The organism is Shuttleworthella sp. MSX8B (genome assembly GCF_000524295.1).
GTDB classification, from domain to species: domain Bacteria; phylum Bacillota; class Clostridia; order Lachnospirales; family Lachnospiraceae; genus Shuttleworthia; species Shuttleworthia satelles.
In genome coordinates this window covers 18,722-40,761 of the sequence record NZ_JAQT01000009.1, presented here as the reverse complement: position 1 = coordinate 40,761, position 22,040 = coordinate 18,722, and the positions used below count along the sequence as shown (strand labels likewise).

Below are 22,040 nucleotides of genomic sequence, written 5' to 3'. Positions count from 1 at the left end.
CACCAATTTGGATTCAACCGGTATCAATTTCTCTTATCACAGATTCTATTTCATTCTCAATTTCGTTTCATTGCGCCAGCAGTGCTCCCGTCAATTTCCGGCCTCTTCTGACTCAGATCAAGCATGTCAGGCGGGCACCGGCGTAGCGGCTTTTCTCTGCCTCCAGATCTCTCGTGTCCTCGCAGGAAATTAAAGTCACCCTCTGTCCTGCCTGGCGCAGGTCATGAGCCAGATGCAGGGCCTTGACGCGCTGGGACCTGTGGTAGAGGACAAGCTGGTCCTGACCGTCCTCTTCGATCTCAAGTTCCTGACTGGATGCGGCCAGCATCAGCCGGTCGACAGAGAACGCGAAGCCGATGGCTGCGGCATTCTTGCCGAAGTAAGACAAAAGCTGATCATAGCGGCCGCCTCTGACGAAGGCCTGTCCGCTTCCGAAGGTATAACCGGCAAAGATCAGCCCCGTGTAATATTCGCTGGAGGCCAGCAGCCCGGGCTCAAAAGAGACATAGGAGTCAACTCCGTAAATTTTGAGGATCTCGTAGATCTGCTCCAATCGGTCGAATGCCTCTGTAATCTTGGGGTAGGCAGCACATCGATTCGTCAGGTCAGCCCAGTCGGCGGGACTGTTGTAAATCCTTGTCATCGAGTCAAAGAGCTCCGCCAGGTCGGCAGGGACAGACTCCTCTTCCAGGTACTCCTGCAGACCGAAGCGATTGTGATTTTCAATCAGACTCTGGATCCGCTCGCGGTTGTCATCATCAAAGCGGCAGGCATCCATAAGACCGGAAAGAAGATCGGCGTGCGTCACAGAAATCTGAAAGTCCAAAAAGCCAATGGCCTGCATCCCGCAGACGACAAGGGAAATCATCTCGGCATCCGCGTCGACGGAAGGATCCCCGATCAGCTCAGCCCCAAGCTGCGTGCTCTCCTTAAGATGCCCCTGATAGGAAGAATTGTTATCGAAAATATTGCCCTGATAAGAGAGGCGTATGGCCCTGTCCTCCTCTGTGAAATATTTCGCGGCGGCCCTGGCAATGGAGGGAGTGATATCCGGCCGGAGAACCAGGGTATTCCCCTCCCGGTCAAAGAACTTGTACCAGGATTTCGCGTGGGAAGTGCCCCTCTTTGATCCGAAGACGTCAAAGAATTCAAATGTCGGCGTCTGAATGGGCTGATAGCCGAAAGAAGCCAGTCTCTTGTGCAGAGCTCTCTCAATATGCTTCTTTCTGGCCAGCTCTTCTCCGTAGAGATCTCTTACCCCCTCCGGCGTGTGTAAGATGCGGTCGTTCATCTTCCCTCCTGACTTTATCTGATTAACGCGATAACGCAGTATCATATTAAAGTTATTTTACTCTCTTAATCGCTGGCGTCAAGTTGATTCACAAGAGATCCAGGTCATGGATCCATATCATGGCGATGGGGATTCTCACCTCTTTTGCAGATCCAAGGCCAGCTGATCCAGGTAAGGGACCAAAAGGTTTCCCCTGCGGGAAAAGAAACAGTCCGCATCCAGCTCCTCCCTGCGAAAGCTCTTTCGTCCGCCCTCTTGCATGCGATTCCAGAACCGCATCATCTCCCGATATTTCATATAGTAGAACTCTTCCCTCCGGGTGAAGGAGAGCAAAAGAAAGCTGATTCCGTCCTGTCTCTCAAAATCAGTCATGAAGGCAACCTGATGCTCATGGATATTGGCCAGCGGAAAGGTATCTCCCGCGCACTCCTTGGCGTCAAAGCAGACCGGAACCCCCTGGACCAGGCCGATATAGTCTACCGTGGATTTCTGATCGAAATAGGCCAGCGTAATGTGCCGATTGGTCTTGTCAATATTGATGGGAGTAATGGGCGTCGGTATCTTCTGCACCAGAGCAAGTTGATTGTCCCGATAGACCTCATTGGTCTGATTGATATATTCCTCTAAGCCGGATCCTCTTAATCCCCTCGAATTCCAGGTTGCCATAACAGATTTATCCTATCTTTTCTTTCTTTTAAGACCGTTTGTTTTTCTTTCTTTTGAGGTCGTCTGTTTTTTCTTTTTTGGGGGGCCGTTTGCTTCCCGGTCAGGTCTGTGACTTTCGATTTTTCAATGTCCCGTCACACGCGCACCCATCCTGTCCTGATAAAACCCGCCTGTAAATCTCTCCCTCCGGACAGATGATCTCTCTGCCATCCGGCAGTTTGATGGAGTAGGAATGGAGCAGCTGGCCTCGGACCCCATATTTTCTCCTCAGGATCTGGTTCCAGTGAAAATCTCCATATTTGGGATCTCCGGCGATGGGATGACCGATCGATGCCAGGTGAGCGCGAATCTGATGGCTTCGCCCGGTCATCAGATGAACTTCAAGCAGGGTCAGATCCTTCCCATGGTCAAGAGGGCGATAGGCGGTGTGTATCTCTTGCGCTCCCTCGGGCAGGTCTTCTTTCGTTTCAGAGACCAGAACCTGATTCCTGCTGACGTCCTTATAGAGGTACCCGTCCAGCTGCAGCTCTTCTGTAAGGCGTCCTCTGACAATTGTGTGATAGAGCTTGATGACGCTCCGGTCTCTGAGCTGTTCTGACAGATATTGCTGTCCCCGCAGGGTCTTTCCCGCCAAAATAAGCCCGGAGGTATTTCTGTCCAGCCGATTGGCGACCGAGGGGTGAAAGAGGAAATAAGACTCCCTTGTCAGCGCCCCCTCCGCGATCAGATAGGCGAGCATCTCCTCATTGAGAGACATGTCTTTCTGTCCGGCTCGCTGGGAGAGACAGCCCGCCGGTTTATCGAGGGCAAGAATATCTTCATCCTCATAAATTACATGAACGTGTCTGTAGTCGATTTCCTTCAGGGCGAAAAAGGCCTGATCCTGATGATCCCCTCCCCTCATCCGCTCAAAGGTCTCATCCGAAAAGAAAACCTGAATGCGATCGCCCTCAGACAGCAGCTCTCTTCCCCCTGCCCTCTTTTGGTTGAGGACGATATTCTTCTTGCGAAGCATCTTATAGAGAAAGGAAGCCGTGGCTGCGCGGAAGTATTTGCCGAGGAGCTTGTCTAACCTCTGACCGGCCTCTTCTTTTGTGATAGAGATTTCTCTCATATTCTCTTCCCTTGTCTCTCATATGCTCTTCTGTTTCTCTGTTACTCTTCTATTTTTCTGTTGTCCTTCTATTTCCTGGTAAAGGGACATGAAGCTTGCGCAGGGAACCTGCCGGAAACAGTTTTATTGGCTCAGGATCGAGATTGCCTCCGCAAAGCTGTCAATGAAATAATCCGCCTCCCGGATTTTCTGATCGCGGACAGCGGCGGAATAGGGATCTTCAACGGCACAGACCTTCATTCCAGCGGCCCTGGCAGCTGCGATACCGGGAAGGATATCCTCGAAAACCAGACAGGACGCGGGCGAAAGAGACAGATCTCTGGCGGCCCTGAGGTAAATATCCGGCGCGGGCTTCCCTCTGGAGATCTCGTCAGAGGTGACGCAGACAGAGACCAGTTGATCCAGATGGTTTCTGGAAAATGACGCCTCCACCAGGGAACGGGAATTGGAGGTGCCGATCGCCAGGGCATAGCCTCTGTCGCGAAGCATTTGCATGAACTCGATGGCGCCAGGCTTGGTCTCTATGGTCTTCTCGTAGGCCTCCATAGCCATGGCATTCCAGATTTTTGTCAGCTCCTCAACGCTCTCCGCCAAATGGTAGCTCTCCTTAAACCAGGCCGCCGTCTGAATCATAGACATCCCCTCGATTTTCTCCTGCAGGTCCGGCCGCATCAAAAGCCCGCGGGAATTCAGGAAGTCCTCATCAATCTGTCTCCAGATATGCATGGAATCGAGCAGGGTGCCATCCATATCAAAAATCACTGCTTTTACCTGATCGAACAAGTTCTGCCTCCTCAAACAGGCCCAATATAGAGGAAGCCGACCACCATAGGATCGCCTGCGCAGCTTGGCTGCAAAAGCGAACTCTGGTGATCGGCATATATGAACTCAGCTTTCTGCCGCGATCTGCTCCTTAAGAAAAGAGCTCGTCCGGGACCTCGATCGAAGCGTCCTCCTCAGCAGAAGCCTCCAGGTCAGCCGTGGCGGCCAGCTTGGAATCCGCGGACGGCCTGGCCTCGGACTTTGCCGGCTTCTCGATATGAGGGGTCTGCACCGGAACCGGGCGCAGCTCCTCACGGTTCTGCTGAATCAGATCCAGATATCCGTTCATGGAAGAGGAGAACTGCTCATCAGATGTGCGGACAGCCTCTGTCAGAGCAGTGTGGTACTGGCTGGCGTCCCGCAAGGTGTTCTCCACAATGGATTGTACGCGGGAAAGCAGGTCATCGGTGTACTCAATGGCGCCGGTGCGGATACTGTTGGCATCTTCTGTCGCCTTGTCCAGCATCTCCTGCGCGTTCTTGGTCGCCACATTGACCACGTCATTGGCCTGCGCATAGGCCTGCTGCATGATCTGGTGCTCGCTCACAAGCTCATTGGTCTGAATCTGCGCCTGCGCTATGATGGCGTCCGCTTTGGTCTGCGCGTCTGCGAGAATGGCCTCCTTGTTGTTGATAATCTTCTGATAACGCTTGATCTCGTCCGGAGTTTTGCTCCTGAGCTCCTCGAGAAGAGAGTCGATCTCATCGCGGTTGACAACAATCTTGGTCGAGGAGAAGGCAGACGGCTTACAGCTGTCAATGTACTCCTCAATCTCACTGATCACATCTTCAATTCTACTTGACATCTTTTCACTCCTTATCAATATTGTATTTGCCGTAAATCAACGGAATGATCTCCGCCGGTACAAATTGACGAATGTCGCCCCCATAGGATGCAAATTCCCTTACTATTGTAGAACTTAAATAGGAATAATTCAAACTGGTTGTGAGAAAAATTGTGTCAATTTCCGGATACTCCACGTGGTTGGTCTGCGCGATCTGAAGCTCATACTCGAAGTCACTGACCGCCCGAAGCCCCCGAACTAAAAAACCGGCGTCCATGCGTCTGGCGTAGTCGATGAGCAGGCCCTCGAAGGAATCGACTCTCACATTGGGGTAGTCAGCTGTCAGCATTTTTAGCATGTCGACTCTCTCCTCCGCGGAAAAGAGAGATTCTTTGGCCGAATTATTGAGAACCGCGACAATCAATTGATCAAAGAGCTTGCTGGACCGCTCGATGATATCCAGATGTCCGAATGTGGCCGGGTCAAAGGAGCCCGGATAAATTGCTGTGCGCATAGCTTACTCCAGAGACAAGAATACATGCTGATTGGTCTTGTACCGTTTGATCCTGTCGATTTGATAGCCCAAAGACTCCGCGTAGGAAAAATCACTGTTCAGAGGAGACTCGATAATGACGATGGCATTGGCCCTGAGAAGATCTCTCAGCTGTCTTAAGACGCCCTCTTCAAAATCCTGTCCATAGGGGGGATCCATAAAGACAAGATCCGGCAGATCCTGTCGATCCCAGAGAGCCAGGGCTGAGGAGACGTCAGAGGCAATTACCTTAGCCCTCTTTTCCAGATGACATCTGCGCAGGTTTTCCTGAATGCAGGCAATAGCCTCTCTCCCCTGATCCACAAAAGAGGCTGCTCTTGCCCCGCGGCTCAAGGCCTCAATCCCCATCTGCCCGCTGCCCGCGAAGAGGTCCAGGAAATAAGCTCCCTCGACTTCATTCTGCAGAATGTTAAAGAGGGTTTCCTTTACCCGGTCCTGAGTCGGTCGAGTCTTGAGCCCCCTGGGCGTCAAAAGCTGTAATCTTCTGGCGCTGCCAGCAATCACTCGCATAGCTGATCCTCTTTCTCTTTCTCCCGGATACAATCCAAAAGAAGCTCCAAAGCGGCAGCGGTCGCCTTGTCGCGAACCGTATTCCGGTCCCCGGAGAAGGCATAGTGGCGAACCAATGTGTTGCCCTCGTAGGAACAGGATAAATAGACCGTGCCGACCGGTTTGGACTCGCTTCCGCCATCCGGCCCCGCAATTCCGGTCGAGGAGAGGCCAAAATCAGACTGGTAGCAGACTCTGGAGCCGAAGGCCATCTCTCTGGCTGTCTGCGGGGAGACCGCTCCGAAGAGTTCCAGGGTCTCATGGCGAACCCCCAGCAGAGACTCCTTAGACTGATTGGAATAGGTGATCAGCCCCTGGGAAAAGACATTGGACGCCCCCGCTACTCCGACCAATTCGGCAGATATCAGCCCGCCGGTACAGGACTCACTGCTGGTGACTGTCCATCCATGGCTGACGAGATTACAAACAACCTGATCGGCGAGCTCTTTCGCCCGTGTCCTGAGCTTATTTTCCATACTATTTCTGCTCCTTTAAGACAGCCGCGTTCTGCAGCAGGTAGGTGACCAGAGAAATCAGAGTCAGGGCCAGGGCGATCCACATGAGGATGTCTCCCAGAAGGGTCCAGTAGACATTTTCAAATGCCAGCACCTTGACAATGACCATCAGCATCTGAAAAACCGTCTTGAACTTGCCCCAGTAGTTGGCCGCGATCACAATCCCGTTATCAGAGGCAATCAGACGAAAACCGCTGATTATGAATTCTCTGGCCACAATGATGATCACGATCCAGGCATAGACCTGTCCAGAAACAATCAGACAGATCAGGGCAGATACCACCAGAAGCTTATCCGCCAGAGGATCCATAAATTTCCCGAAATCCGTGATCAGGTTGTACTTGCGCGCGATCTTGCCATCCAGAAGGTCTGTCAGACTGGCGACGATAAAAATCGCCGCAGCCGCAAGACGCAGTCCCTGCGACTGCCAGCCCAGAAGGTAGACAATCACGAAGACCGGAATCAGCAAAACGCGAAAGATCGTTAGTTTATTGGGAAGATTCATCCGTCGGCTCTCCTATCAGATCGTACTCATAAGCGCCTGATACATGCGTCATAACCAGGTCGCCTGTGTGAAAGACGTCGTTTTCTCCGCTGACAAAAATATAGCCGTCAACATCAGGGGCATCCCGATAGGTTCGTCCCACATAGGCGGGTTCGTCAGCGACCTTGCCCTCGATGATCGCCTCCAAGTCAGAGCCAACCAGGGACTCATTCATGGCAAAATTGATTTTCTGCTGCTTTTCCATCACCCGGGCCAAACGCGCTTCCTTGACCTTTTGATCCAGCTGTCCGGCAAACGAAGCGGCAGGCGTATCCTCCTCCTGGGAATAGGCAAATGCCCCCAGGCGATCAAACTGCATCTCGTCGATAAAATCGAGCAGATTCTGATGCATCTGATCCGTCTCACCTGGGAAGCCGCAGATGACGGTGGTGCGAATGGCAATGTCCGGCATGGCCTCTCTGAGCATGGCAACCTTTTTTCGAATATCGTCCTGATTGGTTCTGCGGCCCATTCGTCTGAGAATCTCGTCATCCCCGTGCTGGATAGGCATATCGATATAGTGCAGGACCTTGTCATTGCGAACCATCGCCTGAATCAGCTCCTGATCAATCTCCTCCGGATAGGCGTAAAGAATGCGGATCCAGCGTAGGCCCTCGATGTCGTTCAGCTTATCCAGAAGCTCCGGCAGCATCTTCCTCCCATAGAGGTCACTGCCATAGAGAGTCGTCTCCTGGGCGACTAAAATCAATTCTCTGACCCCCTGGGAGACCAGTTCCCTTGCCTCTTTGATCAGCTTGATCATGGGGACCGACCGGTAGCTGCCGCGCAGCTTCGGAATAATACAGTAGCTGCAGTGCTTGTCGCAGCCCTCCGCAATCTTTAAGTAGGCGTAGTGACCTGCCGTCGTCAGAAGCCGTCCTGCTTCCTCATCATCCGGAAGATCGTCAAGATCATCGATACGGGTCTGCGGCAGGCCGTCGAGGACCGCATGCAGGACAGGGACGATATCATCGTAGGAGTTGGTTCCCAGCACCCCATCCACCTCCGGGATCTGCTCTCTGATCTGCCTGGCATACCGCTGGGAGAGACAGCCTGTGGCGAGCAGAGCCTTGAGACGTCCTTTCTCTTTATAAGCAGCCATCTGCAGGATGGTCTCTATGCTCTCCTCCTTGGCTGATTCAATAAAGGCGCATGTATTGACAATGATAATATCCGCTTCCTCTTCACTGTCAGTCATGGAAAAGCCGTCGCGGTGCAGACGGGAGAGCATATGCTCCGAATCCACCAGATTTTTGTCGCAGCCGAGGGAGACAAAGAGGATCTTTAAAGACACCCTACGCCTCCTCCAATTCGCTGCCGGCGGCATCCGTCAGATCAGAGCTCTCCTCTTCATCCTCCTCAGCCTCATCCTGGGCCTTAAGAGCGTCTCTCTTCTCCTTCTCAGCTCTGGCAGCGGCCTCCGCAGCGGTTCTGGCAGCAAGGGCCTCCTCCTCATTTAAAATCACAAGCTTGCCCTGGGCCAGCTCATGGACGGCGATCGTAATCGGCTTCATTCCCTCGGTATTCTCTATCATGGGGCTGGCCCCGGCGATCAGCTGACGGGCGCGCTTGGCGCAGGCCGCAACAATGGTATAACGGGAATTGACCATCGGCTCCTCTCCGACCTCAACCTGATTGTTGATGATCTGCATCAGCTCCACATAAGACGGGTGGATCATCTCAAAACGCGCATCGTTCTTAGCCATTCTTACTCTTCTCCTTTCGCGAAGACCTGAAGTTCTCTCTGAATCCGGGCAATCGCCCCTCTTCTGCGGAATGTATGATTGTGTTCACTCTGAATGATCGAGTGAACCTGAGCGACAGAGTCCTCGATCTTATCATTGATTACCAGGTAGTCATATTCGTTCATGAGTCTGGACTCTCTGGCGGAAATTGCCAGCCTCTGAGCCACAACCTCTTCGCTCTCGGTTCCCCTGCCCAAAAGACGATCTCTAAGCGCCTCGGCGGAAGGCGGCGTCACGAAGAGGAGGAGGGCCTCAGGGAAGATCTTCTTTACCTGCAGAGCGCCCTGAACTTCGATCTCTAAAATGATATCCCTGCCGGCCGCGATCTCTTCCTGCACATATGCCCTGGGCGTACCGTAATAGTTGCCGTTAAAGTTGGCGTATTCCAGCAGTTCTCCGGCCGCAATCATCTGCTCAAAGGACTCTTTGCTCTTGAAAAAGTATTCCCGTCCATCCTCTTCTCCGTCCCGAATCCCTCTGGTCGTCGCTGAGATAGACAAATGGTAGGTATCCGGGTGACGACTCATGAGGTGCTTCATAATCGTCCCCTTCCCCGCTCCTGAAAACCCTGAGAGAACGATCACCATTCCGCTGTCTTTCTCTAACATCTGCCACTCCTTAATCTATATGCCACATCGATATGCCGCGCATCGACATCTGAACCTGCTCAACAGACAGAAATAATTCAATTTATTATATTCTAGGAAACAAGCTCCGTCAAACCCGTGCGGGATCGAATCAAAGCCCGTCATAACCCGCACGGACAGTTACCTCATCATCTCTCATTTTTCAAGTCGAATCATAACTCCATTGCTGAAGTGAATTTCCTTTGTTAAAGTGAATTTTCTTTATAATAGAGCAAAAATCAAGCATAATATAGCAATATCAAACGTTAAAATATCTCGCAGACATTCTCTTGTCGCGATTTACACAGAAAGCAGGGTGATTCTATGGCATTCGACGGATCCAGCATCCACTGCCTGGTATCAGAACTAAATCAAGAGCTCACGGGTGGACGCATCTCAAAAATCGCCCAGCCGGAGGCCTTAGAGCTTCAGCTGACCATCAAGACAGCCGCAGGCAACCGCCGTCTTCTGATATCGGCCAACGCCTCTCTTCCCCTTATCTATCTGACCGAGGAGAATAAGACCGCCCCTCTGACCGCCCCTGTCTTCTGCATGCTCCTTCGCAAGCACATTCAGGGCGGACATATTTCTTCTATTGAGCAAATCGGCTTTGAGCGCGTCATCCGCATCCGCATCCGCCATATGGATGAGCTGGGCGACCCCGCCGAGAAGCAGCTCTACATTGAAATTATGGGAAAGCACTCCAATATCATCTTCTGCGATCAGGAGGATAAGATCATCGATGCCATCAAGCGCGTCCCCTTCTCCCTCTCCTCAGTCCGAGAGGTTCTTCCGGGACGAGATTATTTCATTCCCGCTCAGGAGGGAAGACACAACCCTCTAAACAGCAGTCAGGAGGAATTCATCTCCGCTGTCTTCTCCTCGCCCAAGCCTCTGGTCAAAGCCATCTACTCCGCCTATACGGGCTTTTCTCCGGTCATCGCCAATGAGATCCTCTGCCGGGCGGGACTGTCCTCAGCCAACAGCAGCGCGGAGCTGACAGAAATCCAGCAGATCCAGCTCTACGGCGCGTTTGACCGCATGATGACCGACCTTGGCCAGGAGCGCTTTAGCCCCTGTCTGATCAGGGATGCGAAAAGCGGCGCCCCCAGGGAGTACGCCGCCTTTTGCATCAGCTTTTATCCAAAGGATACGCTGGTCAGATACGAGTCTATCTCCCGCCTTTTGGTCGACTACTACGCGGGCCGCAACAGGACGACCAACATGCAGCAGAAATCCTCGGATCTCAGGCATCTTCTGACCACTCTCCTGGACCGCAACCGCAAGAAGGAGGCCATCCAAAAGAAGCAGCTCAAAGACACTGAAAAGATGGACCTCTACCGCGTCCGGGGCGAGCTGCTGCACACTTACGGTTACAGTGCCAGACCGGGCGACAGGTCTTTAACCTGCGTCAACTACTACGACAACAAGGAGATTGTCATCCCCCTGGATCCTCTTTTGTCCGCGCAGGAGAATGCCGCCAGGTGCTTCGCTCGCTACGAGAAGCTGAAGCGAACCAAAGAGGCCTCCCTCCGCTTGATCGAGGAGACCTCTTTGGCCATCGCCCATCTGGAATCCATGCTGACTGCCCTGGATCTGGCCGAAAACAGCGCTGACCTGGAGGCCGTCCATCAGGAAATGATCCGATACGGCTACGTCAAAAAGAGGGGCAAGGGCAAGAAAATCCAGGGAAAGAGCAAGCCCCTGCACTATGTGACGGAGGACGGCTATGACATCTATGTGGGCAAGAACAACGAGCAAAACGACTATCTGACCTTTAAGGTGGCCACGGGCAACGACTGGTGGTTCCACGCCAAGAAAATCCACGGCTCCCACGTCATTGTCAAGAACCCTGCCGGAGGAGAAATGCCCGACCAGGTCTACGAAATTGCCGCCTCCCTGGCCGCCTATTACTCCCAGGGACGGGAGTCCGGAAGCGTCGAGGTCGACTACCTGCAGAAGAAGAAGGTCAAAAAGCCTGCCGGAGCTGTTGCCGGCTTCGTCGTCTACTACAGCAACTACTCCCTTTTAGCAAGGCCCTCCACAGAGGGCGCCAGGCTTGTCGATTGAAGGGATCTTTTCCGGGGAAAAGACTTGAATCGGCCTCATGAGATTCTTCTTTTCCCCTTTCCCTGCGGATTCGTGCAGACTTCCTTCCCTTACAGGTTCGTGTAGACCTCCTGCCGTCTGCGCTCTAAAAAGCTGCGGATCCCCGCGTGCTCCTCAAAGACCAGCCTGGGATCTGCCTCCAGGATTTCCCTGCTGTCCTCGGAAGCCATCTGCAGGACATCGGCGTCCTGATAGATGTCCGCGATCTTAAAGTCCAGGTCTCCAGACTGTCGAATTCCGAAGAAGTCACCCGGGCCGCGCAGCTTCAGATCCTCTGAGGCGATGGCAAAGCCGTCATTGGAGTGCACCAGAATCTCCAGGCGCCTGGAGATCTCCTCTGAATCCGAGGAATCAATGAAAATGCAGTAGGCCTGATCCGCTCCTCTTCCCACGCGGCCCCTGAGCTGATGGAGTTGGGCCAACCCGAAGCGGTTGGCATTTTCAATAAGCATAACGCTGGCATTGGGCACATTGACGCCAACCTCGACAACCGTCGTGGAAACCAGGACCTGGATCTTGCCGGAGGCGAAGTCCTCCATCACCTTGTCCTTGTCTTTGGACTTCATGCGCCCGTGCAAAAGACCGACGGTGATCTGATCCCCGTAGAAATCCTTCAGTGCCTGCGCATAGTCCATGACATTTTCATCCTCGCTGACATCGGAGGCCTCTATCAGAGGGCAGATCACATAGGCCTGGCGGCCGGCCAGAACTTCTCTGGCCACAAACTGCCAGGCGCTTTTCTTTTTATCCGAGCGAATGATGGCGTTCTTGGTCTTCCTGCGGCCAGAGGGCAGCTCCCGTATCACAGACAGATTCATATCTCCATAGAGAATCATGGCCAAGGTTCTGGGAATGGGGGTCGCGGACATGACAAGAACATTGGGCGACTGACCCTTGGAGGCGAGGATCTTTCTCTGTCTGACCCCGAAGCGGTGCTGCTCGTCCGTCACCACCAGGGCCAGATCCCTGAATTCGACCGCTTCCTGAATCAGGGCGTGTGTTCCGACGATAAAGAGGGCATCCTCCTCTGAGATCCTGGACTGGATTTCCCTCTTCTCTTTGGCTGTCGACGCGCCGGTCAAACATACCACAGAGTAGGGCAGCGCATACTCCTGGCAGAGTCTGATAAACTCTTTTTCATGCTGTCTTGCCAGGACCTCGGTCGGGGCCATAATGACAGCCTGAAAGCCATTCTCCAGGCAGGCCAGCATCGCCAGAAAGGCCACGATCGTCTTACCGCTCCCCACATCGCCCTGAATCAGCCTCTGACTGACCAGGGGCGCTGAGAGGTCTCCCAGAATATCAGCCAGAGCCTGTTTCTGTCCGGGAGTCAGGTCAAAAGGCAGTCTTTTCCTGACCTCTTCCATCTGGGCCGTCTCTGTGATCGGATGCCGGTTTTCTTCCGGGGCCTCATCCAGGCGGTTTCTCCCCAGCTCCAGAAGGAAGAAAAAGAACTCGTCGTAGACCAGGCGCTTTCTGGCTCGCAGCAGATGATCAAAATCGATGGGAAAGTGAATCTGCTTTAATGCCCACTCATAGGAGGCCAGCTGATTGCCTTCCAGAATCTCCTGCGGGAGATATTCTCCCAGGCGGATGCCACTGTCAAAGACGGTTTGAACCGCCTTCTTGACGTTGTTATTGGTCAACCCGCCGGTCAGACTGTAGACCGGCTGTGGCTGCTGCATAAGGACACTGTACTTGTCCGGACTGTAGATCTGAGCCTGGGATATTTTGAGCCTTTCCCCCTCCGCTTCCAGTTTTCCATAGAAGACATAGGCCTCTCCGACCGCGAGCTGACTTCGGATATAGGGCATGCGAAACCAGACCAGGTCCAGAGACCGATCCACGAAAAAGGCGGTCGCAAGAGTCACATCCATGCGCCGCCCCTTCCTGACTTTGGCCGGACTCTTGAGCCTGGCCAAAAGAGCGACGGACGCGCCGGGCTTTAAGTCCCCGTAATTGGACAGGGGCGGATAGACCTGATAGGACCTCGGGTAGTGCAAGAGAAGGTCGCCCACCGTGTAGATACCCAGTTTTTGGTAGAGTTTCTCTGTCTTCTCTCCGATCCCCTTAAGGTCACGGAGTCTTTCCATGTAATCCATTCTGTCTCTCCGCTTTTTTTGTCCTGTCTGCGTTTTCCTTCAATAATTATTGGCATATCATTGGCATTTTTCTCTCAGAGACGAAATCAATGATTAAAAAGAGCCGGCCGACATACACCGCGGATGCACAGAAGGTAAAAACGCGATATATGCCAGTCGGCTCTGTATTACTTATTTCTGTCCAGGGAAGGATTCACTCGACACTATAATTCTCATTTCTGTCTGAGGAAGGACTCACTCGACACTGACCACATAGCAGTATACAGGCTGCCCGCCGTTCTGGACCTCGACTTCGACCTGGGGATGACGCTGGCGCGTCTTCTCGGCAAGGGCATTGGCGTCCTCTTCACTGGCATCCTGTCCAAAATAGATGCTGATGATTGAGGATTCTTCATCCACCATGGCGTCGATCATCTGATGAAAGGCCCGGTTCAGATCCGCGTCAACGGAAATGATTCCATCATCTCCGATCCCCATAAAGTCTCCCTGGTGGATTTGCTTATTGTCAATCAGAGTATCCCGAACCGCATAGGTGATCTGCCCGGTCTTAACCAGAGCGATCTCTTCCATCATGCGGTTCTGATTATCCTCCAGAGACTGATCCGGAATAAAGTTGATCATAGCCGTAATTCCCTGGGGAACCGTCTTCGTGGGAATGACGACAACCCTCTTGTCCTCGGTCAAATCCGCCGCCTGCTTCGCGGCCATGATAATGTTCTTGTTATTGGGAAGAACGATAATATTTCTGGCATTGGTCTTCTCGATCGCGGAGAGAATATCCTCCGTAGAGGGATTCATGGTCTGCCCTCCGGTGATGATGTGGTCGCAGCCCAGCTGGCGGAAGACATCATTCATTCCCTCTCCGACAGAGACGGCAACAAAGGCGATTTCTTTGGCCGATTCAGCCGATGATTCACTGCAAGAAGACTCTTTTTTCTCCTCTTCGGCTCTCTCCGAAGAAGCCTGCTCTGTCAGAGCCTCTTTCCCCTCCCTGGCCTGAACTGCCTTGGAGTTAGGGTTGGAGTGCAGATGAACCTGATGCAGGACACCGTAATCCATGGCAATCGAGATCACCTGACCGGGATCATCACATTCGATTTCAACAGAAATGGAATTGGCATTGCCGGTCACCTGGCATTCCCTGCCCTTCATGATCTTATGCCTCAGGTCAGAAACCTGATCGCCTGTGACAAGCATGGCAGAGACAACCTTGAAGCGAAGGCGATAGGCATAGGCCGCCTCCGTCTGAATCTCCACGGCCTTCGCCTCTACCTGGCCTCCTGAGAGAACAATAAAGGCGCCTTTTAAGACCTCGACCAGGCCCTGTCCGCCGGAATCGACAACACCGGCCTGTTTTAAGACGGGAAGCATATCCGGGGTCTGGGCCAGAACACGTTCGGCTTCCTTGATGACAGCGTCGGAAAATACCAGAACGTCGTCCGTCTGCGCCGCCATCTCAAGGGCCTTGTCAGCGGCGGCTCTCGCCACGGTGAGAATCGTACCCTCCTTTGGCTTCATCACAGCTTTATAAGCGGTCTCACAGGCTCTTTGCATGGCCTCGCAGAGGATCTGAACATTGAGTTCGGAATAGTCCCTGCTGATCTTGCAGAAGCCTCGAAAGAGCTGGGATAAAATAACGCCGGAATTACCCCTGGCGCCTCGGAGGGAACCGGAGGAGATGGCCTTGCAGATATCCTTCATGGCAGCTTCGCTGCCGAGTTCTTCTACCGCATGCGCGGCTGACGCAATCGTAGCCGTCATATTCGTTCCGGTATCACCATCCGGGACAGGGAACACATTCAGCTCATTGATCCATTCCTTGTGATTGTCAAGGTTGGTTGACGCACCGAGAAATGCCTTTGCAAGAAGCCTGGCGTTGATCGTCTTCATTTCCACCTGAGTTCCTCCTTAATCGGTAACGCGAACACCCTCGACGAAGATATTGATTTCTTTTACCTTCATTCCGGTAAAGGCCTCTACCTGATATTTGACTGTGTCCTTGAGGTTGCGGCAGACGGTACTGATCCCGACGCCATATGCCACGATGACATGGAAATCCAAAGTGATCTCGCTCTTGTCATCAATTGCGACATTGATGCCTCGATTCAGGTAATCCTTCTTGAGCAGGCGCGTCAGTCCGTCCATCATATTGACGGCTGCCATACCCACGATACCAAAGCACTCCACCGCGATAGAGCCGGCATATGTCGCGATCACATCCGGATTAATCTCTATCTTGCCGAGTCCGGTAGACATTGCACCTTGCATACAGGCACCTCCATTCTGAACAGACATTTTCACATGCAATTATATCGGATTCCCCGGAAAATACAAAGGGATTTTCCTTGCTTTTGCCCTGGCACTCTGCTATATTATCAATGTTGTGATTTGCCACTGAGGGCAAATAATCTTAATTTAAGGAGGTGTCTGACGATGGCAAAGTGTGCAGTTTGTGGTAAGGGCGCTCATTTTGGTATTAAAGTGAGCCATTCTCATAAAAGATCAAACAGAATGTGGAAATCCAATGTCAAGTCTGTTCGCATTATTGAGAACGGTACCCCGAAGAAGGCTTATGTCTGTACTTCATGCTTGCGTTCCGGTGCAGTTGAACGCGCATAAAATCATTCCTTCGGATTTATGACCCGCGAAGAAATTCGCGGGTCTTTTTTTACTTTCTGCGACCATCCTTTTTACTCTCGATGACCATCTTTTATTTTTACTTTCAGTGACTTTCAAAGATCATCTTTCTTTTTTTTCATTTAACGAGCATCTTGCCATCCTCTTTTGCAGCCAGTATCATTTTATACAGGCAGTAGCTTCTGCTGCATCGCGGGCAGAAGCAGTTGTTCATAATATAATAAGGAGGGTCTGCATATGGAACTGTTTTTCCTGATTGGATTTATCGGAGCACTTGTCGCCCTGCTCTTCGCGCAGAGTCGCCGCCTTGTCGTTATGGCCTGCCCGGAGGGCAATGACCGGATGAGGAAAATCGCGTCCGCGATCCGCGAGGGCGCGAACGCCTACCTGAAACAGCAATACGCCACCGTCGCCAGAATCTTCGCGATCGTCTTTGTCATCCTCTTGCTCATGGCCTTTGGAACCAATGGGTCTATGCTCTCCAAATTCACTCCATTCGCATTTCTCTCAGGCGGCATTTTCTCCATGCTGGCCGGATATATCGGAATGAAAATCTCTACCCAGGCCAATTCCCGCACTGCCAGCGCGGCGTCAAAAAGTCTCAACCGGGGTCTTCGTGTCGCCTTTGCCTCCGGTTCCGTCATGGGCTTTACCGTCGTCGGACTCGGCATACTGGATATCTCCTGCTGGTTCTTTTTACTGCGTTTTATCTTCGGAATCTCTGACCCGACGGATCTTGGAAACATCATGGTCATGAACGGGATGGGAGCTTCTTTCATGGCTCTATTCGCCCGTGTCGGCGGCGGCATCTACACCAAAGCCGCCGATGTCGGAGCCGACCTGGTGGGCAAGGTTGAGGCGGGCATCCCGGAAGACGATCCCCGCAACCCCGCTACCATCGCTGACAATGTCGGCGATAACGTCGGCGACGTCGCCGGCATGGGGGCCGATCTCTACGAGTCCTACGTCGGTTCCATTCTCGCGACCTTTTCTCTCGGCCCCCTGGCCGGCTATGGCTACCGGGGGATGCTCCTTCCCATGGCTCTGGCAGTGACCGGTATCCTCTGCTCCGTTCTTGGGACCTTTTTAGTTCGAACGGATGAAAATACAGACCAGAAGGCTCTGCTGGGCTCCCTTCGCAGAGGAACCTACTCCGCGGCGATCCTGGCAGCGCTCTTCGCCGCGCCCCTTACCTATGTGATCCTTGGGAATATGGGCGTCTATGTATCGATTCTGTGCGGACTTGCCGGAGGAACAGCAATCGGTTACTTCACCGAATACTATACATCCGATAGCTACAGGCCCACGCAGGAGCTCTCCGCTTCCGCTCAGAGCGGCACCGGACCGCTGATTATCGGCGGTATCTCCCTCGGCCTCAAGTCCACAATGTCCTCCATCCTGATTGTCGCAGCAGCGGTTATCATCTCCTTTATCGCGGCCGGCGGGTACGGCAACTATAATCAGGGTCTTTATGGAATCGGTATCGCCGCAGTCGGCATGCTCTCAACGCTGGGCATCACGCTGGCGACCGATGCCTATGGTCCTGTGGCGGACAACGCAGGTGGCATCGCTGAGATGTCCGGTCTTCCGGAAGTCGTCCGTGAGCGCACGGACGCTCTGGACTCTCTCGGCAACACAACGGCCGCTACCGGCAAGGGTTTTGCCATCGGATCCGCCTCTCTGACAGCGCTTGCCCTGCTGGTATCTTACGTCTCCATTGCCGACAACAAGCTCGCCGCCGCGGGGAAAAAGCTGATGGATCTCTCTCTGACCAACCCCCAGGTACTTGTCGGCCTCTTTGTCGGCGCCATGCTGACCTTTGTCTTCGCTTCCTATACCATGAGCGCCGTCCAGATATCCGCCCAGAGCATCGTCAGCGAGGTACGGCGTCAGTTCCGCCAGATCAAGGGAATCATGGAAGGGACTGCGGATCCGGACTACGCCAGATGTGTTGCTATCTGCACCAGGGGCGCCCTTCGCCAGATGGTCATTCCCGCGCTTCTGGCAATCATTGTTCCCATCCTCACCGGATTGATCCTGGGCTGCGAGGGAGTCGTAGGACTCCTTGGCGGAGTCTCTGTCACAGGCTTTGCCATGGCCGTATTTATGAGCAATGCCGGAGGCGCCTGGGATAATGCCAAAAAGTACATTGAGAAGGGCAACTTCGGAGGCAAGGGGTCCGAGAGCCACAAGGCGGCCGTTGTCGGGGATACCGTGGGGGACCCCTTCAAGGACACCTCCGGTCCGTCTCTGAACATTCTGATCAAGCTCTGCTCTACGATTTCCATCGTCTTCTCCGGACTGATCGTCGCCTTCCATCTGACCGGCTTCTTCATGTGATTTCTCACAGTGGAACCTGTGTCTGTCCGACATATACTCATGTGATTCCTTACAGTGATCATTCTCTCTGTTATTGTAAAAAGCACCCTGACAGCGAAACCAAACCGCTGTCAGGGTGCCTTCTCTTATGCGAGGAGCCTTGTTGGAAATTCCTTCTTACTTCTGGTCCTTCTGTGAGACCTTCTGGCGGATCGCCTCGGCCGCCTTGTCTCTGGCCGTCTCGGACAGGCTTTTGTCCTGTCTGTCCTGTTTATCTTTCTTGTCAGCTCTGGCTGTTGTAAAGCGGTCGACAAAATCGGGAACCATGTCCAGAATGCGGTCCATTCCGCTATGCGTCGATATGTTAATCAAGCGGGTGATGCCATTATGAATGACAATCACCGAATTTGGAGAGACGCGTCCTCCCATGCCTCCTGCCTGGTAGTCCCTGGTTCCCATAGAGCCGGCCCCCATTCCAAAGGAGACAGACACGAGGGGAATAATAATCGTGTCATCAATGTGGATGGGGTCGCCCACAACCGTCTTGGAAGAAACGAACTGATCCAGGCCATTGATCATACTGGCCACAGAGGATTTAATACCTTCATTAGCTGCCATTGCTGTCTCCTTTACTCATCCAGTATTTCCTTGATCCTATGATACGACTTACGGCAATCCCGATTCAAGAAGATTCGTATTGCGGCCCAGAGAAAACTGCGCAGGGCCAGGCGCATTCGCAGGCAAAATACACCGGAAAGATAGATCTCCTCACTGACAAAATCCGGGCGGATCGACACGTTCTTCTGGTAAATCACCGGCAAGAGGCTGAGCAAGCCGGCGAGGTAGGCCGTATTCTGCGGATCATCCAGATCAAAAGTGACCCGTGTATCTCTCAGGCGAAGATGAAAACCGCGAAGGAGTTTTTTCAATCTCTTCCAGAGAAATTTCAGGCTCTTCTTGCTCTCTTCCTGGCGGATAAAGCTGAGAATACTTCGTATCTTCTTTGCCGCATCCTTTCCTTTTCCTGAATGGGCGCCCGAATCAGATATGCTCTCCTTCTGTCCGGACTCTTTTCTCCGGCTTCCTGTCTTTTTTCTCAGCTTCTTTTGGGATTCTATATTCCCAATATTTCGAACCGGCTGGCTGATCTCTTCCTTTATCTCCTGCTTCTTCTGAATTTCTGTATTCCCGGCATCCCGGGACGACTGCCTCTTCGCCTCTTTTTTCTGCGGCTTTCCGGCCTCCTGGCTCAGCCGGCTCGTCTGCCCTGTAACTTTCTCCGTTAATACCTTGTCCTCAGGATTTTGTTCCCCGGGCTCTTTTCGTCTGACGGCCTTGGGCCTCTGATAGAGAGTGAGCAGACCCCAGAGAAGACTGACCCGTATGCTCGCCTCCTCTTCTCCCGTCGCGCGAACCAGGTCCAGCCCCAGAAAATAGAGAAATCCCCTGACCGACAGGCGCAGATCCAGGCTCTTATCTCTGCTGTCTCCCTCGCCGCTCGCCCGAATATGCATGGGGAAAATGACCAGATAGAGCAGACAGGCGAAAAGAAAGAGAAGAAGCGCCAGAAGGATGATTCCTGTCCACTTGAGGATGAGAAGTAATATCATAGTCTCTCCTCCTCGAACAATCTCTTCAGGCTCCCCTCGTATCCCATAGAAAGACTCTCTTTCACCATGCCAAGGATCAGGAGTCTGGCGCTGATAAAATTACTGGCCAGGCCAAGGACACGTCGGTCATCAAGACGCCCCCGGTTCCACTCCAGCCCGCTGTAGATCTCAAGCTGGTTTTCTGTCGAGGGACAGTCTAACAGAACAAAGTAATAGGGCTTCAGCCGATGATGCTTTAATCTCTGCAGGCCTGTGACCCGTTTGACCCCGACCAGATCGGGACTGCAGTATATCTTTTTTAAAATATGCACTTGTCCCTCCCCCTTTGCCGGGAAACATCTCTTACTTTCAAGCTCCATTGGATTAGAACCGACTGACCCTCCACTCCAGTCAGAGCTTCTTCACGCACAAGGATCAGAATTCACAGTGATCAGAAACAGGCCTTGAAAACGGCCCCCGCCGCGGATGTCGCCGAGGTTGATGTCCCGCCGACCTCCTCGAGGATCACGGCAACAGCTACCTTCTTCTGATCCTGTTCCGCAAATCCAACGAACCAGGAGTGAGAGTCCTTTTCACTATTATACTCCGCCGTGCCCGTCTTTCCATAGATGGTATAGCTTTTGCTGTTGATCGACCTGGCTGTTCCGTTGGTCACAACATACCGCATATAGCTTTTCAGCTGATCTGCCTCGGCTGATGTCATGAGCTGACCTGCCTGTCGGGCCTCCGCGGAATAAACCGGCAATCCGTCCTCGGAAGTCACCTTGTCCTTGATATAGGTTCGCATCAGCTTTCCCCCGTTAGCGACTGCGGAAGCCAGCATCGCCATGTGAATGGGCGTCACAAGCGTATTTCCCTGGCCGATTGCTGTCTGCATGATTGCCGCGGCTCCGTCGCTTTTTGCCAGCTGAAACTTACTGATCGCGCTGTTACTTAAGTCTGTCGGCAGATTCGTATCAAAAAGCATATCCCCTGCCGTCTGCTTCCACTGCTCATAGTTTAAGGACAGGCCCACATTCGAGAAAGCCGTGTTGCAGGAGTTCCCGAATGCCTGGGTCAGATTTTCCCGGCCGTGCTTCTCATTGCCAAAGCAGTGAATGGTGTATCCGTCCTTGCTGAATGTTCCCGTGCAGTCATAAGAAAAATTATGGTCAGATCCATTGTTCTGTCTGAGATAAGCCAGGCTGGTCACAATCTTAAAGGTAGATCCGGGGGGATAGAGTCCCTGATTGGCCCGGTTGACCAGGGCTGCCTGATCCTTGTCCGTGGACAGCTTGTCCCAGTTCTTCTCCAGCTTGTTAGGGTCGAAATCAGGCTTGGAGACCATGGCCAGGATCTTTCCCGTGTCAGGATCCAGCACAACAACCGCTCCCTTGTGATTTCCGATCGCACCATAGGCCGCCTGCTGGATCTTAGAATCCAGGGTCAGGGTGACATTATCCCCCTGGTCCTTCTTGCCTGCGAAAAGGTTCTGGATCCGGCGGACAGGGGAGACATGAGACCTGAGCAGGGTATCGTTCTCCTGCAGCTCGACTCCGCCCTTGCCGTTGCTGTTATATCCAACGGCATGGGCATAGACATCCTCGAAGGGATAAGAGCGATTCCCGTCCTTGCTGCTGGCTAAGACCTTGCCGTCCGAGGAGAGGATATCCCCCCTCGTCACTCTGGCCTCCGCCACACTGAGGCGGGGATTATAGGCGTTATTTCTGTAATAATCTCCCTCCTGTACCATGAAATGGATAAAATAGGCCCCTACCGCGATAAAAAGGGCAACAAAGACCGAAGAAATCACGGTGAACTCCGTGTTGTGAATGACCGGCGCATGCAGGTTGCTTCTGCGCAGGCGGCGCTTCGGCCGACTTGTCTTCCCGGCAAGAGGGGCTCTCCCCTGATTTGCCGCTGAGGCATTCTGGCCTTCCGTTCCCTCTTTTCCTGCCTGAAGGTATGAGCCTGAAGGAGCGCCCTCTTCCTTGGGGCGCCCCCCTGATCTGCCCGAAGAGGGATCGGCCCTGTGCAGCCCCGGTCTGTGCAATTGATTCTTCTCTCTTGACATA

Annotated in this window: 21 protein-coding genes and 1 pseudogene; 3 read left to right on the top strand and 19 right to left on the bottom strand. The window is 53.0% G+C overall.

The window, feature by feature from the left end; translation table 11 throughout:
* Positions 1-112 precede the first annotated feature (112 nt).
* From hisZ to gmk, 12 genes are all read right to left on the bottom strand, one after another.
* The gene (gene hisZ / locus HMPREF1508_RS01425; protein WP_044958760.1) at positions 113-1,291 is read right to left on the bottom strand and encodes an ATP phosphoribosyltransferase regulatory subunit; all 1,179 of its coding nucleotides are present in this window, start codon (positions 1,289-1,291) and stop codon (positions 113-115) included.
* 135 nt (positions 1,292-1,426) lie between these two features.
* Positions 1,427-1,957: a Holliday junction resolvase RecU gene (locus HMPREF1508_RS01420; RefSeq protein WP_006906199.1), complete on the bottom strand. Its 531-nt coding sequence runs from the start codon at positions 1,955-1,957 to the stop codon at positions 1,427-1,429.
* 100 nt (positions 1,958-2,057) lie between these two features.
* Entirely contained in the window at positions 2,058-3,071 is a 1,014-nt protein-coding gene (locus HMPREF1508_RS01415; RefSeq protein WP_044958758.1) for an RluA family pseudouridine synthase, read from the bottom strand.
* Between the two features lie 123 nt (positions 3,072-3,194).
* On the bottom strand, positions 3,195-3,854 hold the full coding sequence (locus HMPREF1508_RS01410) for an HAD family hydrolase (protein WP_242834477.1): 660 nt from the start codon (positions 3,852-3,854) through the stop codon (positions 3,195-3,197).
* A gap of 130 nt (positions 3,855-3,984) precedes the next feature.
* Positions 3,985-4,698 carry an ATPase gene (locus tag HMPREF1508_RS01405; RefSeq protein WP_044958756.1) on the bottom strand — a complete coding sequence of 238 codons (714 nt, stop codon included), beginning with the start codon at positions 4,696-4,698 and terminating at the stop codon, positions 3,985-3,987.
* Between the two features lie 4 nt (positions 4,699-4,702).
* Complete coding sequence (gene coaD / locus HMPREF1508_RS01400) at positions 4,703-5,191, bottom strand: pantetheine-phosphate adenylyltransferase (RefSeq protein ID WP_044958755.1); 489 nt, start codon at positions 5,189-5,191, stop codon at positions 4,703-4,705.
* A 3-nt stretch (positions 5,192-5,194) separates the two neighbouring features.
* Positions 5,195-5,740, bottom strand: a complete 546-nt coding sequence (rsmD, locus tag HMPREF1508_RS01395; protein WP_044958753.1) for a 16S rRNA (guanine(966)-N(2))-methyltransferase RsmD — start codon at positions 5,738-5,740, stop codon at positions 5,195-5,197.
* Positions 5,731-6,255, bottom strand: a complete 525-nt coding sequence (locus HMPREF1508_RS01390; RefSeq protein WP_006906205.1) for a CinA family protein — start codon at positions 6,253-6,255, stop codon at positions 5,731-5,733. Before HMPREF1508_RS01390 ends, rsmD begins: the two co-directional genes overlap by 10 nt.
* Before the next feature lies 1 nt (position 6,256).
* Positions 6,257-6,799, bottom strand: coding sequence for a CDP-diacylglycerol--glycerol-3-phosphate 3-phosphatidyltransferase (gene pgsA, locus HMPREF1508_RS01385; RefSeq protein ID WP_044958752.1), 543 nt, complete (start codon positions 6,797-6,799; stop codon positions 6,257-6,259).
* Positions 6,783-8,165, bottom strand: coding sequence for a 30S ribosomal protein S12 methylthiotransferase RimO (gene rimO / locus HMPREF1508_RS01380; RefSeq protein WP_044958751.1), 1,383 nt, complete (start codon positions 8,163-8,165; stop codon positions 6,783-6,785). Before rimO ends, pgsA begins: the two co-directional genes overlap by 17 nt.
* A complete protein-coding gene (gene rpoZ, locus HMPREF1508_RS09845; RefSeq protein ID WP_006906208.1) occupies positions 8,134-8,544 on the bottom strand; it encodes a DNA-directed RNA polymerase subunit omega in 411 nt (136 codons plus the stop codon). Before rpoZ ends, rimO begins: the two co-directional genes overlap by 32 nt.
* 2 nt (positions 8,545-8,546) lie before the next feature.
* A complete protein-coding gene (gmk, locus tag HMPREF1508_RS01370; RefSeq protein ID WP_006906209.1) occupies positions 8,547-9,191 on the bottom strand; it encodes a guanylate kinase in 645 nt (214 codons plus the stop codon).
* A 342-nt stretch (positions 9,192-9,533) separates the two neighbouring features.
* Here gmk and HMPREF1508_RS01365 point away from each other — a divergent pair, with 342 nt between their 5' ends.
* Entirely contained in the window at positions 9,534-11,279 is a 1,746-nt protein-coding gene (locus HMPREF1508_RS01365; protein WP_044958750.1) for an Rqc2 family fibronectin-binding protein, read from the top strand.
* A gap of 89 nt (positions 11,280-11,368) precedes the next feature.
* On the opposite strand, the pseudogene recG reads toward HMPREF1508_RS01365, so the two are convergent.
* From recG to HMPREF1508_RS01350, 3 genes and pseudogenes are all read right to left on the bottom strand, one after another.
* A pseudogene (gene recG / locus HMPREF1508_RS01360) lies at positions 11,369-13,426 on the bottom strand (ATP-dependent DNA helicase RecG); the annotation flags it as partial.
* A 228-nt stretch (positions 13,427-13,654) separates the two neighbouring features.
* Entirely contained in the window at positions 13,655-15,310 is a 1,656-nt protein-coding gene (locus HMPREF1508_RS01355; RefSeq protein ID WP_044958748.1) for a DAK2 domain-containing protein, read from the bottom strand.
* A gap of 18 nt (positions 15,311-15,328) precedes the next feature.
* A complete protein-coding gene (locus HMPREF1508_RS01350) occupies positions 15,329-15,688 on the bottom strand; it encodes an Asp23/Gls24 family envelope stress response protein (protein ID WP_044958747.1) in 360 nt (119 codons plus the stop codon).
* 165 nt (positions 15,689-15,853) lie between these two features.
* Between HMPREF1508_RS01350 and rpmB the strand changes: the two genes are divergently transcribed.
* Positions 15,854-16,039: a 50S ribosomal protein L28 gene (gene rpmB, locus HMPREF1508_RS10780; RefSeq protein ID WP_083790727.1), complete on the top strand. Its 186-nt coding sequence runs from the start codon at positions 15,854-15,856 to the stop codon at positions 16,037-16,039.
* A gap of 255 nt (positions 16,040-16,294) precedes the next feature.
* Positions 16,295-18,397 carry a sodium-translocating pyrophosphatase gene (locus tag HMPREF1508_RS01345; protein WP_044958745.1) on the top strand — a complete coding sequence of 701 codons (2,103 nt, stop codon included), beginning with the start codon at positions 16,295-16,297 and terminating at the stop codon, positions 18,395-18,397.
* A gap of 156 nt (positions 18,398-18,553) precedes the next feature.
* Here the strand turns inward: HMPREF1508_RS01345 and HMPREF1508_RS01340 are convergent, their stop codons facing one another.
* The 4 genes from HMPREF1508_RS01340 to HMPREF1508_RS01325 form a co-directional block, all read right to left on the bottom strand.
* Entirely contained in the window at positions 18,554-18,994 is a 441-nt protein-coding gene (locus HMPREF1508_RS01340; RefSeq protein WP_044958743.1) for a GerW family sporulation protein, read from the bottom strand.
* An 11-nt stretch (positions 18,995-19,005) separates the two neighbouring features.
* Positions 19,006-19,986 carry a hypothetical protein gene (locus tag HMPREF1508_RS01335; RefSeq protein WP_044958739.1) on the bottom strand — a complete coding sequence of 327 codons (981 nt, stop codon included), beginning with the start codon at positions 19,984-19,986 and terminating at the stop codon, positions 19,006-19,008.
* Positions 19,983-20,297, bottom strand: coding sequence for a hypothetical protein (locus tag HMPREF1508_RS01330; RefSeq protein WP_156923152.1), 315 nt, complete (start codon positions 20,295-20,297; stop codon positions 19,983-19,985). Before HMPREF1508_RS01330 ends, HMPREF1508_RS01335 begins: the two co-directional genes overlap by 4 nt.
* 119 nt (positions 20,298-20,416) lie before the next feature.
* The gene (locus HMPREF1508_RS01325) at positions 20,417-22,039 is read right to left on the bottom strand and encodes a penicillin-binding transpeptidase domain-containing protein (protein WP_049906815.1); all 1,623 of its coding nucleotides are present in this window, start codon (positions 22,037-22,039) and stop codon (positions 20,417-20,419) included.
* Between the last annotated feature and the right edge of the window lies 1 nt (position 22,040).

Bases quoted from the DNA above. Each gene is read 5' to 3' on its own strand.
- hisZ (WP_044958760.1), bottom strand. From the start codon at position 1,291: ATGAACGACCGCATCTTACACACGCCGGAGGGGGTAAGAGATCTCTAC.
- HMPREF1508_RS01420 (WP_006906199.1), bottom strand. From the start codon at position 1,957: ATGGCAACCTGGAATTCGAGGGGATTAAGAGGATCCGGCTTAGAGGAA.
- HMPREF1508_RS01415 (WP_044958758.1), bottom strand. From the start codon at position 3,071: ATGAGAGAAATCTCTATCACAAAAGAAGAGGCCGGTCAGAGGTTAGAC.
- HMPREF1508_RS01405 (WP_044958756.1), bottom strand. From the start codon at position 4,698: ATGTCAAGTAGAATTGAAGATGTGATCAGTGAGATTGAGGAGTACATT.
- coaD (WP_044958755.1), bottom strand. From the start codon at position 5,191: ATGCGCACAGCAATTTATCCGGGCTCCTTTGACCCGGCCACATTCGGA.
- rsmD (WP_044958753.1), bottom strand. From the start codon at position 5,740: ATGCGAGTGATTGCTGGCAGCGCCAGAAGATTACAGCTTTTGACGCCC.
- HMPREF1508_RS01390 (WP_006906205.1), bottom strand. From the start codon at position 6,255: ATGGAAAATAAGCTCAGGACACGGGCGAAAGAGCTCGCCGATCAGGTT.
- pgsA (WP_044958752.1), bottom strand. From the start codon at position 6,799: ATGAATCTTCCCAATAAACTAACGATCTTTCGCGTTTTGCTGATTCCG.
- rimO (WP_044958751.1), bottom strand. From the start codon at position 8,165: ATGCCGCCGGCAGCGAATTGGAGGAGGCGTAGGGTGTCTTTAAAGATC.
- rpoZ (WP_006906208.1), bottom strand. From the start codon at position 8,544: ATGGCTAAGAACGATGCGCGTTTTGAGATGATCCACCCGTCTTATGTG.
- gmk (WP_006906209.1), bottom strand. From the start codon at position 9,191: ATGTTAGAGAAAGACAGCGGAATGGTGATCGTTCTCTCAGGGTTTTCA.
- HMPREF1508_RS01365 (WP_044958750.1), top strand. From the start codon at position 9,534: ATGGCATTCGACGGATCCAGCATCCACTGCCTGGTATCAGAACTAAAT.
- HMPREF1508_RS01355 (WP_044958748.1), bottom strand. From the start codon at position 15,310: ATGAAGACGATCAACGCCAGGCTTCTTGCAAAGGCATTTCTCGGTGCG.
- HMPREF1508_RS01350 (WP_044958747.1), bottom strand. From the start codon at position 15,688: ATGCAAGGTGCAATGTCTACCGGACTCGGCAAGATAGAGATTAATCCG.
- rpmB (WP_083790727.1), top strand. From the start codon at position 15,854: ATGGCAAAGTGTGCAGTTTGTGGTAAGGGCGCTCATTTTGGTATTAAA.
- HMPREF1508_RS01345 (WP_044958745.1), top strand. From the start codon at position 16,295: ATGGAACTGTTTTTCCTGATTGGATTTATCGGAGCACTTGTCGCCCTG.
- HMPREF1508_RS01340 (WP_044958743.1), bottom strand. From the start codon at position 18,994: ATGGCAGCTAATGAAGGTATTAAATCCTCTGTGGCCAGTATGATCAAT.
- HMPREF1508_RS01335 (WP_044958739.1), bottom strand. From the start codon at position 19,986: ATGATATTACTTCTCATCCTCAAGTGGACAGGAATCATCCTTCTGGCG.
- HMPREF1508_RS01325 (WP_049906815.1), bottom strand. From the start codon at position 22,039: ATGTCAAGAGAGAAGAATCAATTGCACAGACCGGGGCTGCACAGGGCC.